The 13770-nt window shown below is 46.3% G+C and carries 17 protein-coding genes; all 17 read right to left on the bottom strand.

Going from position 1 to position 13770, the window contains the following annotated elements:
• Positions 1–9: 9 nt before the first annotated feature.
• The 17 genes from fliY to flgB all read right to left on the bottom strand — a co-directional run bounded on the left by fliY (position 10) and on the right by flgB (position 13728).
• The gene (gene fliY / locus AC6B99_RS13590) at positions 10–1230 is read right to left on the bottom strand and encodes a flagellar motor switch phosphatase FliY (protein ID WP_056038219.1); all 1221 of its coding nucleotides are present in this window, start codon (positions 1228–1230) and stop codon (positions 10–12) included.
• Entirely contained in the window at positions 1220–2221 is a 1002-nt protein-coding gene (gene fliM, locus AC6B99_RS13585; RefSeq protein ID WP_056038221.1) for a flagellar motor switch protein FliM, read from the bottom strand. The genes fliY and fliM overlap by 11 nt, the downstream gene beginning before the upstream one ends.
• 38 nt (positions 2222–2259) lie before the next feature.
• Positions 2260–2724, bottom strand: a complete 465-nt coding sequence (locus AC6B99_RS13580) for a flagellar basal body-associated FliL family protein (protein ID WP_056038224.1) — start codon at positions 2722–2724, stop codon at positions 2260–2262.
• Between the two features lie 2 nt (positions 2725–2726).
• Positions 2727–2948 carry a flagellar FlbD family protein gene (locus AC6B99_RS13575; RefSeq protein WP_056038226.1) on the bottom strand — a complete coding sequence of 74 codons (222 nt, stop codon included), beginning with the start codon at positions 2946–2948 and terminating at the stop codon, positions 2727–2729.
• 62 nt (positions 2949–3010) lie between these two features.
• Complete coding sequence (gene flgG / locus AC6B99_RS13570) at positions 3011–3829, bottom strand: flagellar basal body rod protein FlgG (RefSeq protein ID WP_056038230.1); 819 nt, start codon at positions 3827–3829, stop codon at positions 3011–3013.
• A 94-nt stretch (positions 3830–3923) separates the two neighbouring features.
• Positions 3924–4301 (bottom strand): TIGR02530 family flagellar biosynthesis protein, encoded by a 378-nt coding sequence (locus AC6B99_RS13565; RefSeq protein WP_056038235.1) that lies wholly within the window; start codon positions 4299–4301, stop codon positions 3924–3926.
• On the bottom strand, positions 4298–4846 hold the full coding sequence (locus AC6B99_RS13560; protein WP_063892604.1) for a flagellar hook capping FlgD N-terminal domain-containing protein: 549 nt from the start codon (positions 4844–4846) through the stop codon (positions 4298–4300). Before AC6B99_RS13560 ends, AC6B99_RS13565 begins: the two co-directional genes overlap by 4 nt.
• A 49-nt stretch (positions 4847–4895) precedes the next feature.
• Positions 4896–6296: a flagellar hook-length control protein FliK gene (locus AC6B99_RS13555; RefSeq protein ID WP_496663540.1), complete on the bottom strand. Its 1401-nt coding sequence runs from the start codon at positions 6294–6296 to the stop codon at positions 4896–4898.
• 17 nt (positions 6297–6313) lie between these two features.
• On the bottom strand, positions 6314–7225 hold the full coding sequence (locus AC6B99_RS13550) for a MotE family protein (RefSeq protein ID WP_056038241.1): 912 nt from the start codon (positions 7223–7225) through the stop codon (positions 6314–6316).
• Between the two features lie 39 nt (positions 7226–7264).
• A complete protein-coding gene (fliJ, locus tag AC6B99_RS13545; RefSeq protein WP_056038243.1) occupies positions 7265–7711 on the bottom strand; it encodes a flagellar export protein FliJ in 447 nt (148 codons plus the stop codon).
• A gap of 8 nt (positions 7712–7719) precedes the next feature.
• Entirely contained in the window at positions 7720–9045 is a 1326-nt protein-coding gene (gene fliI, locus AC6B99_RS13540; RefSeq protein ID WP_056038246.1) for a flagellar protein export ATPase FliI, read from the bottom strand.
• The gene (locus AC6B99_RS13535; protein WP_327204929.1) at positions 9035–9883 is read right to left on the bottom strand and encodes a FliH/SctL family protein; all 849 of its coding nucleotides are present in this window, start codon (positions 9881–9883) and stop codon (positions 9035–9037) included. The genes fliI and AC6B99_RS13535 overlap by 11 nt, the downstream gene beginning before the upstream one ends.
• Complete coding sequence (gene fliG / locus AC6B99_RS13530; RefSeq protein ID WP_046230712.1) at positions 9867–10880, bottom strand: flagellar motor switch protein FliG; 1014 nt, start codon at positions 10878–10880, stop codon at positions 9867–9869. The genes AC6B99_RS13535 and fliG overlap by 17 nt, the downstream gene beginning before the upstream one ends.
• Positions 10881–10891: 11 nt before the next feature.
• Positions 10892–12481 carry a flagellar basal-body MS-ring/collar protein FliF gene (fliF, locus tag AC6B99_RS13525; RefSeq protein WP_496663539.1) on the bottom strand — a complete coding sequence of 530 codons (1590 nt, stop codon included), beginning with the start codon at positions 12479–12481 and terminating at the stop codon, positions 10892–10894.
• Between the two features lie 45 nt (positions 12482–12526).
• Positions 12527–12814: a flagellar hook-basal body complex protein FliE gene (fliE, locus tag AC6B99_RS13520; RefSeq protein ID WP_081418951.1), complete on the bottom strand. Its 288-nt coding sequence runs from the start codon at positions 12812–12814 to the stop codon at positions 12527–12529.
• Positions 12815–12867: 53 nt separating this feature from the next.
• Positions 12868–13317: a flagellar basal body rod protein FlgC gene (gene flgC / locus AC6B99_RS13515; protein ID WP_056038258.1), complete on the bottom strand. Its 450-nt coding sequence runs from the start codon at positions 13315–13317 to the stop codon at positions 12868–12870.
• A gap of 3 nt (positions 13318–13320) precedes the next feature.
• A complete protein-coding gene (flgB, locus tag AC6B99_RS13510; protein WP_056038261.1) occupies positions 13321–13728 on the bottom strand; it encodes a flagellar basal body rod protein FlgB in 408 nt (135 codons plus the stop codon).
• Positions 13729–13770 lie beyond the last annotated feature (42 nt).

Raw genomic sequence — 13770 nt, 5'->3', positions numbered from 1 at the left:
CCTAGGATGCTATTGTAATTTTTGAATTCGGTCCCATTGGCTTACGATATCGGTTACACGTACGCCGAAGTTCTCATCGATAACGACAACCTCGCCTTTTGCGATCAGCTTGTTGTTAACCAGAATGTCTACAGGCTCACCAGCAAGCTTGTCCAGCTCGATAACAGACCCTTGCGACAATTCCAAAATATCTTTAATCTGCTTCTGGGTCCTTCCTAATTCTACGGTAACCTTCAGTGGTATGTCGAGCAGTAAATTGAGGTTCGTCTCTTCGCCTTGAATATATGGCGCATTATTGAAATTAGCAAACTGCACAGGCTGAACATTCACATTGCGATTGGCTGCATGGCCATATGTATTCGGGCCAGGCGGCTGCATCATCGGCGCTTCATTATATCCCGCTGGCGGTTGTTGTTCTTGCTTCTGCAACGATGGAGCCGCAGGCTGCGCAGGAGCACTTTGTGGCGCTTGCGGAGCCACTGGCGGCGCTTCTACTACTGGAGGTGCTTCAACTGCTGCAGCAGTCTCTTCAACCGTCTCTTCGCCCATAAGAATAGCTACCATTTGCTTTGCAAAAGAAACAGGCAGTAGCTGCATAATTGTCGAATCTATCAAATCTCCAATTTTAAGCCGGAAAGAAATTTTGATGAATACATCTACCGGAGGCAGATGTCCCATTCCCCCACCGTTGTCTACATCGAGAATATCGATGCCTGGCGGCGATATATTAACAAAACGATTGAAAATGGTTGACATCGACGTTGCAGATGACCCCATCATTTGATTCATCGCTTCCTGAACGGCGCTAATATGAATTTCATTGAGCTCTTCTTCTGTAGGATTGCCTGAGCCGCCGAGCATCAAATCGGCAATAATTTGTGCGTCTCTCGTCTTAATGACAAGCGAATTTATGCCTTGGAAGCCATCTACATATTGAACACTTACAGCAACATGAGGCTTTGGAAATTCATCTGCCAGCTGATCTCTGCGAATAAAGGTAACTTCCGGCGTTGTAATATCCACCTTCACGCCTAGCAATGTAGACAAGGCAGTTGCTGCGCTTCCGAACGTAATGTTACCAATTTCGCCAAGCGCGTCCTGTTCCATAGCTGAGAGGAAATCTGATAACTGAACATCATCGGCAGATGGCTGTTCAGCATCCGTACTGCCAGAAGATTGATTTAGTAACGCATCAATTTCCTCCTGCGACAAATAATCTTTACTCGTCATATTCTTCTCCCGCTCCTTCGTTCACAACTTCATCAAGCTGAATAGCCAACCGATCTTTCACGGAGCCTGGACTGCCGATGAACTTCAATTTATCGCCTACCTTGATATGCAGGCCTTCCCCTACTGGCTTGTTGAGTGAAATGACATCTCCTACATTAAGACCAAGAAACTCCTGAATCGTAATGGAAGATTCACCAAGCTCGGCAACAATCGGCAGCTTCGCTTTGCTTACGCGCTGCTCCAGCATTTCAACTTCCTCTGGAATACGCTCCTTTTTCTGCGAAACGAACCAATGATGCGCCGACAAACGAGGCATAACGGGCTCAATGACAACATGGGGAATACAAAGATTGATCATCCCCGTCGTTTCACCGATTTTCGTACTTAAGGATATAAGCGCGATTGTTTCATTCGGTGATACGATCTGCATAAATTGAGGATTCGTCTCAAGTGCTTCCAGCCGTGGTGATATATCAATGATTGTTTTCCACGCCTCTTGCAAACTCTCAAACGTCCGGCTAAAAATCTTTTCCATAATAATCGTTTCGATTTCAGTCAAGTTATTGATTTTGGAAGGCGCAACGCCTTGCCCGCCAAGCATACGATCCAGCATCGCGTAAGCGATATTTGGATGCACCTCCATCACCATGCGTCCTTCAAGCGGCTCCGCCTCAAAAATATTCAATATCGTCATCTTCGGAATCGAACGAATAAACTCATCATAAGGAAGCTGCTCGACCTGAACTACACTGATTTGAACGAAAGTACGAAGCTGCGCTGAGAAATAGGTTGTCAAATATCGCGCGAAGTTCTCGTGTATGCGAGTCAAGCTGCGAATATGATCCTTCGAAAATCGAACAGCACGTTTGAAATCATAAACTCTGACTTTTTTCGTTACTTCTTCCTTTTTTAAATCCTCGGCATCCATCTCGCCAGAATTAAGGGCCGCCAGCAGCGCATCTATCTCATTTTGCGATAAAACATCAACCAAATTTTCTCACCCCCTTCAAGGAATGTCGCCAACCAGCATTAAATGTTGGTCATGATAAAAGCTGTTATTTCTACCTTGACCAGCTTCTGCTTTTTATCCAAAATTGGATTAATTTCATTAAGCAGCTTCGATTCCAGCAGATCCTCGCCTTTAGAGCCATTCAGCTCTTCAGCCGTCATATCTGCAAGCGCCCGGTTAATAATAGGCTTAACTTCAATTTCGATGATTTTATCAAAATCTTCCTTCGTCTTCTTGCTGTCCAGCTGGAAAGCGAAGCTAACGACAACGACTTTGTTCGAATCTTTCAAGTTGCGCTTAAATTCTTTAAGCTCAGACGTTACTTCTACACGCTCATCGGCGGTAAGATGCTTGACTTCAACCTCTTTGTTTGTTGAACCATCAGTTGTACTTCCCATAATTTTCGGCCACATAATCACAACCACAACGGCAATCAATACAATCGACAGCAGTATAGTTACTAACCATGGCAACATTTTTTTCATCTCTATGGACCCTCCGTCTGTTCACTCTTCTGGGCCGCCGCATATACGCCGATCGTACGAAGATAGTTCTGGATCAGCAGCAAAAGCTCCTCCGAGCTTTCTACCACTATGAATTTTTTACCAGTGGTCAAGGTAATAATGGTATCGGGCACTTCCTCCACCACTTCAATCAACAGAGCATTGATCATGAGCTTAGTACCATTAATACGAGTCACTGTAATCATAAACTGCCCCCTCACATCGCGGGGGAGGCGCTATGGCCCCCCACCTGCGTTATGCCTAACGATTATCGTTTCAGGTTGACAACCTCTTGCAAAATTTCATCGGAAGTCGTGATAATACGTGAATTCGCTTGGAAGCCGCGCTGAGCCACGATCATTTCTGTAAACTCGCCTGTCAGGTCAACGTTTGACATTTCAAGCTGTCCGGCCACGATTGCGCCCGTTCCAAGCTCTGCATCTCCAGCGACCGTTCTGTAAGCCTCAATGTCTCCATCTGGGTTAGCATTGTTGGTCATTCTGTACAAATTGCCTCCCATTTTCTCGAGTCCACTTGGGTTAATGACTTTGACTACACCAATCTGCGCGACTTCTTCTGTTGCATCCGCCGTAACACCTGTAATCGTCCCATCTTGCCCGATTGTGAAGGAGGTGACCTCTGCTGGCAAAGTAATAATACCACCACCACTATCTAATACAAACAACCCGTTTGCGTTTACAAGCTGTCGGTTCGCATCGAGCACAAAGTTGCCGGCTCTTGTCAAAAATGATTCTTCACCATCTGCTGCGGTAACTAGAAAAAATCCATCGCCATCAATGCGAAGATCGGTCGGTTGGTTTGTAGTCATTGCGCTTCCTGGCGTATGAACGGTATCAATAGAAGCAATGCTGACACCAAGTCCGATCTGCTTCGCATTCACACCACCCTGCTCGCCTTCTACCGGAGCGGTAACACCTGCTGTTGTTTGGCTCAAAATATCGCTGAACATGACGCGGCCGCCTTTAAAACCCACCGTATTAACGTTCGCAATATTGTTACCGATGACATCCAGCTTCGTTTGGAAGCCGCGCATACCTGACACACCCGAGTACATTGATCTTAGCATAGTATTTAAGCCCTCCTAATTTAGGTTTATCCTTTTGGTTAGTTGGCTGCCTCTGTCGGTCAGCAGCCTGAAGAGCCTCCGTATTGGTCCGGCTCTAGCTTAAAATAACGGCGCTGTCTATATGCGTGAATACATTGCTTTGCATTTGCTTGCCATCCATTGCAGTAACTACTGTACGGCTAGGCACATTCACGATCATCGCAATATCTTTAAAAACGATTAAAGAGTCAATGGCGCCTTTGGATGCCGCTTCGTCCACAGCATTCACAATTTTCGTTAATGAATCCGCTTGAAGCTGAATGCCTCGCTGCTTCATCCGAACTTCAGCATGATGGCTGAATTTTAATACTTTCGAATCCAGCAAATCTTGAAATTCGCTAGGCTGCTGGGATTTTGCCCCCACCGTCTTCGCATTGTTTAAGGGCGAAGATTTAAGCGGAAAATAATGCCCAATCTTTACGCTGTCGCTCATGAGGTTTGTTCCTCCCCGCTGTCAGCAGCGGATTCTTCATCAGGCGTTTCAGCATCCCCAGCACTTTCAGCTGAAGCATCCGTTACAGGCTCCTCCGTCTCTGCCGGAGTCTGATCAGAAATCGTAACGATATCACTTACTTTAATCATCGTGTTATCTTCAAACTTGGCATACAATACCCCGTCTGTTGCTACAATCGACTTTACAACATCCGTATACATGACGGTGCTACCTTTATCATCAAGCTCCTGCCATGTTACGCTTTTGCCAATCATTGTAGATGCACTGCCGATGTCCGAGTTCAGCTGTGTAAGCTGCTTATTCATATTCATCAGCTGCTCGACTGAAGTGAACTGCGCCATTTGGGCAATAAACTCCGTGTTGCTCTGCGGGCTTAATGGATCCTGATTTTTAAGCTGTGTGACGAGCAATTCGAGAAACGCGTCCTTACTTAGCGATGTTTTATCATCCTCGGTCTTTCCTGCTGTTTTAACGTTTGCCTGATCATAATTCGGCCAGACCACTTTATTCGTAACGACTGCCAATTCCATCACCTCCATCCCGCAAATGATTGCTTAAGTCCATAACATCCTTTTAGACTGTAGCGTTAACCGCCCGTCCGTAGCCCATATCCTGAATGGCAATTTGCTCGATTACATCTGCTTCAAAAGCAGCTTCATCCGCTCTGCTTCCGCCCTTGCCGTTGTTGTTTCGATTCGTAAATTGTTGATTGGAGCCTTGTCCCTGTTGGCCATTAGACAGCTCTGATGCAGCTTGCCCCTGGGTCACTTCAAGCTTGTCAATCGTTAAGCCTTGGGATTGCAATGCCAGTCTCAATTGCGACATTTGGTTATCCAGCATATCTTTCGCCATGACCGTATCCGTATGGAATAGTGCCGTCAACTGGCCGTTTTGCATCGTGATCCGAACATCGACCTGGCCCAGCTGTTCAGGGAACAGCATGATTTTAGCTTCGTGCTTGCCATTTAATGAAGAAATATCAAACTTCTGCACGATAAGCCCCGTCATGGATTCCGCAAATTCGTCTGCTAATACGTAAGGCTGGGCGACTGCTCTCGCTGCCACGCTACTCGTTGCCTGCTTAAGCGAATGAGAAAAGTTTGCATTTAAATTGCCGGCCAGAACGGACTCATCATCGGCTGTATCTGCCGTTTCTTCAACCAATGTATCAGCTGATAAAGCTTCCGCTACTGCGCTTTTCAGGGCAATTGTATGCTGGGATTGCTGATTCAAACGCTGAAGCCATGCAGCTGTTTGCTGTGGAGCAGCCTCGTCTGCTGCGGCTGGTTCAAATACCGCTTGTACATTGCTGTTATTGCGCTCGGCTGTACCTGCTTCCTTCTGCTTTTGCAGCAGTTTCTGCAAAGCTTCCAGCTGCTGTCCAATCAGCTGCGATGGCTCCTGCTGCTGAACGCGTTTCGCAGATCCCTGCTCAAGCACATTAGCCAGCTGAATCAACGCATTTTCCAAATCATGCTTCACAAGCGCAATTTGTGCTTTCACTGCCTCATGTCCATTACCTGCATCTGCTGCTTGAACAACTTCCTCTGAGGTTAGCTGCTCATCAGGCTGCTTCAAAGTGAGAAGCGGGGAACCTAGCAGTGCTAATAAAGCCTGCATTTGCTCCAGCATTGCTTGCAAATCTGCCAATTGGGCTTGTGCAGCCTCATCCGTGTCCGCAGTATCCAATTCATCCATTTGCTCTAGCAGTCCATCAATAGCCGCAAGCAAATCCTGATTGTTCGTTTCTCCGAGCAAGCCAGCTGTATTGAGAGTAGTCATCCGAATCGTTCCGAGTGCTGCTGCATCCGCAGTGTTCGCAGTTGCTGCTGTGCCTGCTCCCGCTTGGCCATTATTCAATTGACCATTCAGCGTTTGAGCAAAAGCCGCATCTCCCGTTCCCTTCGCTTGGGCATTTCCGCCAGTGGAAGGAGCCGCCGGCTGCGAAGCTGCTGGTGATGATAAAACATCCATTTATTTTCACCTCCCCTCTATTTACCCGCCATCAGCTTCGAAACGATCTGAGCTGTAACTTTATCATTCAATGTCGACATCTCGCCAACGATATTGGATCTTGTTGTATCATCTACCGCATTCAAAATACGCAGCACCTTGCTGGCACTTACGTCAGACATCGTCATCAGCAGTTTGGCCGCACTTTTCGCATCCATAGCTGCAAATGTTGCTCCTAGCTGCGTCGAATCCAGTGTCGAAGACGTTGTAGTCGTTGTCGCTGTAGTCGACTGGGCATTTTTGAGCTGCGATTGCAGTGCCGCAATTTGCAAGTCTTTCGCCGAAACGGTATCCTTCAGCTTCAGCGTTGCATCAGCCGCTGTTTTCGGCGTCATTTTCTCCAAAATTTTCACACGATCATTTGGAGCCATCGCATCGAGTACAAGCACCATTTCATCAAGCGACATGCTTTCTAAAATGGGTGCGGCCTTATTCGGTGCAATTCGTGCATACATGCTGGCGAGCTCTTTAATTTTGGCCGTGTATGCCTCATCTTCAAGCGCCTGTGTTGCATTTGACTTCTTCAACTGCTCAATTTGGCTTTTCAAGCTTGCAATTTCTTTTTCCTGATCCGTTTTAAGAGTGGACGTTTCCGTCAGCTGGCCCTCTTTCTCCGTCAGTTGAGCTTGCAGCTCGGAAATTTTACGAGTCATATTTTCTGCCTTGAGCGTTTCATCTGTGCTTTCACCGCCAGTTGACTGCGGATTCGGCAGCACATCTTTGAGCAATGGAATCGAATTTCCGACGGTGAGCGCCTGATTTCGCATATCGCTATTAAGAAGGATCAGCAATATGCCCAGCACAACAATCGTAAACAACACCGGGGTCATAAAAAACATGGCCCGCTCAAATCCACTATATCCTTGTTTCTCCACATCTGTATCTGCCACTGATTTCACTCCCTCTAGCCTTGCGCTGCAGCCGGATATTTACGGCACGCTTACCATGAAACGGACAGTTGCCATTTCATCCAACTCGTTTTGCTCCTTAAGCTGCATCGCATACCGGAAACGTTCCTTCTCGTTATCCTTTGCCTTCAACCATACTTTCTCGTCCTGCATTTTATCCGAAAGCTTGATCCGATTTTGCTCGACGACCTTTTGCGCCCGTTTCACTTCAAGCCGTTTTGCTTCAATACATGAGTCCAAATAATCCACATATTGTTGAATGGTCTGAAGCTCAGCCAAAGAAACGCCGGATTGCGAAGACTGATGCTGCTTCTGCTCCCATTCTGCACGGCTTTCACGCAATTGTTCGACGGTCAGCTCGGCAGCCTGCAGCTCTCCAATAGAAGAGGACAGTATCCATTCTGCCTGCGTTTTTTCACTTGTCTTCAGATCAACGATTTTTTGGTAGGAATAACGAAATGCTCCCATTCAACGCTTCATCTCCTGTAAAAATCAATTATTAGCCGCTCCTGAGCTTCTTCCAAGGTGACTTTTTCATTTGTTTTTTGTCTCGTGAACTGATGAATCGAATCAATAAATTGCATCGCCAAATCAATTTCTTCATTAGAACCGCGTTGGTACGCCCCAATATTTATAAGGTCTTCCGAATCTTTATAAATAGATAATAGGCGCTTCAACTGATTGGCCGCATCCTGCTGCTCCTCCGTAATAATTTCTTTCATAACCCGGCTCACGGATTGCAGGACATCAATGGCGGGAAAATGTCCTTTATGCGCAAGATGCCGGCTCAGAACGATATGACCATCCAAAATCCCCCGGACTGCATCCGCAATCGGTTCGTTCATATCATCCCCGTCTACTAATACGGTGTAGAAAGCAGTGATTGAGCCTTTGGGACCAGTTCCCGCTCGTTCTAGCAGTTTAGGCAAATTCGCAAATACGGAAGGCGTATATCCTCTCGTTGCAGGTGGCTCGCCGATCGCAAGACCTACTTCACGAAGTGCCATAGCGTAACGCGTAACGGAGTCCATCATAAGCATGACGTTTAGACCACGATCGCGAAAATATTCAGCAATGGAGGTGGCGATTAATGCTCCCTTCATCCGAATGAGTGCTGGCTGGTCCGAGGTAGCGACAATGACGACCGAACGAGCTAAACCTTCAGGTCCCAAGTCCTTCTCAATAAACTCTAGTACTTCACGGCCACGCTCGCCGATTAATGCAATGACGTTGACGTCGGCTGAGGTGTTTCGGGCAATCATGCCAAGCAGGGTACTTTTTCCTACCCCAGATCCGGCAAATATACCTACACGCTGGCCTCTGCCAACCGTCAGCAAACCGTCGATAGCTCTAACGCCTATGCCCAGCGGCTCCAGAACACGAGGACGCATAAGCGGATTGCTTGGTTCATTATGAGTAGAATAATGCTGCATTCGGCTTGGTAAAAAAGACCCGTCAAGCGGCTGGCCGAGGCCATCCAGCACTTTCCCAAGCAGCTCGGAGCCTACCTGCACACTAAGCGGCTTGCCTGTTCCTACAACATCACAGCCTGAGCTGATGGAATGCAAATCGCCCAGCGGCATTAGAATAACTTTATTGTTCCGAAAGCCTACAACCTCAGCCTTAATCGGCTTTGCCGCTTTATTCGGATAGATGTAGCACACATCACCGATACTTGCATCTGGCCCTTCCGATTCAACGGTAAGCCCGATGACCTGGGTGACCTTTCCATTCACACGTATGGGATCAATTGCCTGCAAATGCTCGACATATTTGCCCGCCTGCAATGAACTATTGCTCATCAGCCTGTCCTCGCTCGTCCCTTGATTGATGAGCGAACTGGACCAGCTCGCGTTTTAATTCTGACAGCTGTGTATCGATACGGGCATCAATGCTTCCGTATGCGGAACGAATAACGCAGCCAAAATCTTTAACCGTCGCATCCGGCAAAATTTGCAGCTCGGCTTGCGAGTCGACTGCCAAATTCAGCTCTTCTTGCGCAGCTTGGACGAAAGCCAACTGACCAGGTGCGACGCACAGCGTAATAACACCTTGCTCGCGTCTTCTTGCAAGCGATTTTTTAATTAATTCAATGACCATTTCTGGAGCTTGCTCCAGCTGTTGGCCGATTACCTTTTCCGCTACCGCGCAGCTTAGTTCCACCAAAAACGGTTCCGCTTCCTGAATGATCTGCTCACGCATTGAATAAGCGGAAGATAAAATCGCATTCGCTTCGAACAGCTTTTGCTCCCATTCCTGCTTGGCTAGCATATTCGCTTGCTCGATGCCTTCCGCAAAACCACGTTCATAGCCTTCGCTGCGGGCAGCTTCTGTCGTCGCTTCATCCTCGAGTCTTTTTTCCAACCACCAGGCTTCCACATTCGCTTCAGCCTCGGTCAGCATTTGCTCGCATTGAGCTCCCGTTTCCCGCAATCGTTCTTCTGCAAACTGCCTGGCATCAGCAATAATTTGATCCCGCAGCGTAATCGTTTCTTCATCAGGCTGTTCTTCCTCTGGAGCTTCAGCTTCACCATTCGCATCTGCTGCGAGTGCTGCATGCTTGTTCTTCCAGTAAAGCTCTCTTAGTTGATCGATAGAAACAACGCTTGTGGATTTAATCAAATTAGACAATGATATCATCTCCTCCGCCACGGGCGATAATGATTTCACCTGATTCCTCTAATCTGCGAATCGTTGCGACAATACGGGTCTGCGCCTCCTCTACATCACGCAATCGGACTGGACCCATAAACTCCATTTCTTCCTTGAATGTTTCCGCCATGCGCTTCGACATGTTTTGGAAAATGGCATCCCGCACTTCTTCGCTAGCGACTTTAAGCGCAAGCTGCAAATCGGCATTTTCGATATCGCGGATAATCCGCTGAATCGAACGATTGTCGATGTTGACGATATCTTCGAAGACGAACATCCGCTTCTTGATTTCTTCTGCAAGTTCAGGATCTTGAATTTCCAGAGAATCAAGAATGGTGCGTTCCGTACCGCGGTCAACACCGTTCAAAATTTGAACGATAGAGTCGATACCGCCAGCATTTGTGTAATCTTGAGTGACGGTAGCTGAAAGCTTCTGCTCCAGCACACGCTCCACCTGCGATATAACTTCCGGTGAAGTGCTGTCCATGAGCGCAATCCTTCTTGCAACTTCCGCCTGCTTTTCTTGTGGAAGAGAGGACAAAATGTGCGAAGATTGCTCCGATTGGAGATAGGACAACACGAGTGCAATCGTCTGAGAGTTCTCGTTTTGAATAAAGTTGAGTATTTGCATCGGTTCTGCTTTGCGGGCAAAGTCGAATGGCCGTACTTGCAAAGTAGCAGTCAATCGATTTATCACTTCCGCCGCTTTGCTCTCACCTAGCGCCTTCTCCAAAATATCTCTGGCATAAGTAATACCGCCTTGCGAAATATATTCCTGAGCTACACAGATTTGATTGAACTCTCCTAAAATCGTTTCACGCTCTGAGCTGTCCACTTTACGCACATTGGCTATTTCAAGAGTTAACTGTTCAATTTCATCTTCTCTTAAATGTTTAAAAATTTGAGCTGACACTTCGGGACCTAGTGTAATTAGCAGTATTGCCGCTTTCTGCCTTCCGGTTAGCCCATTCATCGATTTACTCATGCAAACGACCTCTATTCATCGACAAGCCAAGTCCGAAGTAAATTAACAAATTCATCCGGCTTGCGTTTGGCGAGTGTCTCAAGATTTTTACGTGCTTGGCTGTCATTGCTTAAGCTATCAAAATCAAGGGTAGGATATTCTACAGCTGTTGATGCTACAACCGCTTCCTGTGCTTCAGCTGCTGCTGCTTCTGCCGCTTGCTGTCTGCGTCTGCGAACGAGCAAAATGATCAAACCGGCAATAATCGCAAGTGCTGCTGCTCCAATTCCGATTGCCCATCCCATTGATAAGCCGCCAATCGTGTTTGTAGCGGTGCTTTCAGCAAATGTTTGCCCAATAAGTGAAACCTTTTTGTTGATTAAATCGTCATTATTAACATCTTGACCTGAATCGGCAAGCTGTGCACGTACCAAACCTGTCAAGAAGGTCGTAATCTCTGTACGAGATTCTGGAGTGAGTCGACTTGCTTCAACACCGATGCTAATGGATAGATCTTTAATTACGAAAGGTCCTGAAATCGTGGTACGATTAATTCTTCCAAAATCGTAATTAATAGTAGAAGAGCTTTCTTCCGAGGTAGAGTTTCCAGAGCCATCTGTTGCAGTATAGCCCGGCACATCCGTTTCTCCCGTTCCTGCTACACCGCCTGCACTGGAGCTGCCACCTGTAGAAGAACTCGTCTGATCGGACTGGCTAACAATAATTCCGTTATTATTATTGTCAGGCAGCGGCACAACCTGCTGTTCCTCTGTCTTCTTATTATCGAAGTTCAAGCTGCTTCCGATGCTGATGACTAGATTTTCAGAACCGACAATCGGTCCCAGAAACTGTTGAATGTTCTTTTTCAATTCCGCTTCATATTTGCGTTGAATTTGGAATTGGCTGTCAACTGCTTCTGTTGTACCTGCAATCGTGCCCCCCGCTTCGGAGGATACCAGTTCGCCCTGCGGACCAGAGATGGTGATGCTGTCCACTGTCGTTCCTGGAACTGCTGTTTTTACTAGATTGTAATAACCGTCAATTTCCTTTTGAGTTGGACGATAGCCAGCCATAAATTCCATGGAGATGGAAGCCGATGCCTTCTCTTTTTCTTCAGGAGTTAGAAACACGCTTTCTTCTGGCAAATTCACAAGCACTTTAGAACTTTTCACGCCTTGCATGCGATTCAGCAATTGTTGAATCTCGCCGTTCAAGGCGCTTAAATATTTGACATTAAATTCATTTTCTGTTGTACCGAAGGTCGAAGAGCTTTGTGTAAAAGCCTCAAAACCGATTGATCCGTTCTGCACAAGACCAAGAGAGCCAATTGTTACCTTAGTGCGTTCCGCTACAGCGCTTGGTACAGAAATACTAGTTCCGCCGCTCCCTAGTTCATATGGGATACCATTGCTATCCAGGTAGTTCATAATGGCTGCTGAGTCTGTTGTATCCAAATTTTGAAAAGCCAATTCATAATCCGTTCTTGTAAAGATTACAGTAAGAAGAATTATAGATAACAACAGTACGCCTACAGAAGCCCCCAAGCCTATTTTCTGTTTTTTTCCCATTTGACTCCAGAATTGCGAAATTCTCAGTCTAAATTGGGCGATTTTCTCGTTCACCTTGTCACCTCACCCAAATTCTTTGCCAGGTTTTTTTATCGTTCATTATACCTGCATCCGCATTATTTCTTGATATGCCTCTACAACCTTGTTGCGGATTTGTGAGGTTAGTTGAAGACTAAGCTGCGCTCTTTCGCCAGCAATCATGACCTGAGAAACATCAACTTCACCAATTAAAAACTTATCGTTAAGCTTATGTACATTTTGTTCCTGGGCGCTAACACCCTCAATTGCGTTATTTAAAAACTGGCTAAATGTTTTTGTAAGTTCTGCCGGAGTAGCTTGCTCTACAGGCGCAGCTGTCATCGTCTTTAAAGGCTGCAACTGGTTCATCGAAATGGCTTGAATCACTATATTCCTCCTCGGCTATTGTTTAATGGTTGTTGCTACTTCCCAATTTCCAATGCTTTTACAAACATCGCTTTAGAAGAATTAATGGCTGTGACATTCGCTTCATAAGAACGCGAAGCTGAAATCATATCAACCATCTCTTTCGCGACATCTACATTCGGCATATTTACATAGCCGTTTGAATCGGCATCAGGATGGGTAGGATTATATACAAGCTTCGTTGGGGCTGTGTCATCAATGATTTTGGCAACCTTTACCCCGCCAGTTGTTGTACTTTTTCCCATTTTGGCATTCAGCGCATTGGAAAAGCTTGATTTCAACGGCTCCAAAACGACCATTTTCCGTTTATAAGGCACGAATTGTCCATTCTCATAACCGGCACGCGTCGTTTCCGCATTCGCAATATTTGAAGAAATAACATCCATTCGCAGGCGCTGTGCGGTTAGAGCAGAGGCGCTCGCATCAAATCCGCTGGAAATTTTCACTCTTTAACCTCTCCCTTCTATTGCTGTTCGCATCATTTTGATTTCATGATTGACTTGCTGCAAATAAGCGTTATAGCTCAGCTGATTTTTCGCAAGCAGCGACATTTCCCGATCAATATCCACATTATTCTCATTATTGTTCATGGCGGTTTCTTTATCGCTTATGACTTGAGGCGTAGGATTGACCGGCCCACCTATAGGAATATGCCTTGCATTCGTAAGCTTTCCTTTCAGCTTAGGTGAGCTATTACCCATTTGTTGTTCCAAAAGCTGTTCAAATTCAACCTCTGACCGTTTAAAATGCGGGGTATCCACATTGGCTATATTATTCGAAATGACATTTTGCCGCATTTCTGCTGCATGAACTGCCCCCTCTAGCCTTTGGAATGAAGATCCGCTTAATAAGTTCACTTTATTATCACCACTTTCGATAATTAAAAGATCCTAATATAA

The organism is Paenibacillus liaoningensis (genome assembly GCF_059609455.1).
Note: the sequence above shows the minus strand (reverse complement) of the source record. Positions and strands in the feature narration are given on the sequence as shown.